We start from the raw sequence: 1,124 nt of genomic DNA, 5'->3' as shown, positions 1-1,124 counted from the left end.
CTCGCCTTCGTCGTCTACACCTCCGGCTCCACCGGCGTGCCCAAAGGGGTGGGCATCACCCACGCCACCGTGGTCAACGCCGTGGACACCCTGGTCACGCACGCCGCGATCACCTCCGGCCAGCGGGTCCTCCTCGCCGCCTCGTTCGGCTTCGACGTCGCCACCTTCGAGCTGTTCTCCGCACTCACCACCGGCGGCAGCGTCGAGATCGTGCGCGACGTGCTGGAACTACTCGAACGCGACACCTGGGACACCGACGTCATCTGCTCGGTACCCTCCGCCTTCGAGGAACTCATCGACCAACTCGGCGACCGCATCCGACCCACCGCGCTCAACATCTCCGGGGAAGTACTCACCCCGACCCTGGCCGACCGGGCGCGCGCACTCTGGCCCACCGCCCGCCTCATCAACAGCTACGGCCCCAGCGAGACCTTCTACGCCACCGCCCACCTGCTGGACCCCGACCGGCCATACCCCACCAGTGTGCCCATCGGCCGGCCCTTCCCCGCGGTACGCGCCTACATCCTCGGCCCCGGCCTGACCCTGCTGCCCCCCGGCACACCAGGCGAGCTCTACCTCGCCGGCGCCGGACGCGGCTACCAGGGCCAACCCGCCCTGACCGCCGACCGCTTCATCCCCGACCCCCACGGACCTCCCGGCTCCCGCATGTACCGCACCGGCGACCTCGCCCGCCTCTCCCCGGACGGCGAACTGCACCACCTGGGCCGCATCGACACCCAGGTCAAAATCCGCGGCTACCGCATCGAACCCGCCGAGGTCGAAACCGCCCTCACCACCCACCCCCACATCACCCAAGCCGCCGTCGTCCCCCACCAGACCCGCGACACCACCCCCTACCTGGCCGCCTACCTCGTCCCCGCCCCCGGCGAAACCACCCCCGACCCCGCCCGGCTCCGCGACCACCTCGCCGAGCACCTGCCCGACTACATGATCCCCGCCGCCTACATCACCCTCGACCGCCTCCCCCTCTCCCCCAACGGAAAGCTCGACCACCAGGCCCTGCCCACCCCCGACCTCACCTCCACCACAGCCTTCCGACCCCCCCGCACCCCCCGCGAAGAAGCCCTGGCCACCCTGTTCGCCGAAGTACTCGGCCTGGACCG

General features: G+C 71.2%; 1 protein-coding gene. It reads left to right on the top strand.

The genetic code is table 11. From position 1 onward, the window contains the following. Window positions 1–1,124, top strand: a 1,124-nt coding sequence (locus NBG84_RS40300) for an amino acid adenylation domain-containing protein (RefSeq protein WP_250924716.1), incomplete at both ends; no start/stop codon positions are given.

Origin of the sequence: Streptomyces albipurpureus, from assembly GCF_023701525.1 — a bacterium.
Lineage (GTDB): Bacteria > Actinomycetota > Actinomycetes > Streptomycetales > Streptomycetaceae > Streptomyces > Streptomyces albipurpureus.
This window is presented reverse-complemented; position numbering and strand designations above follow the sequence as displayed.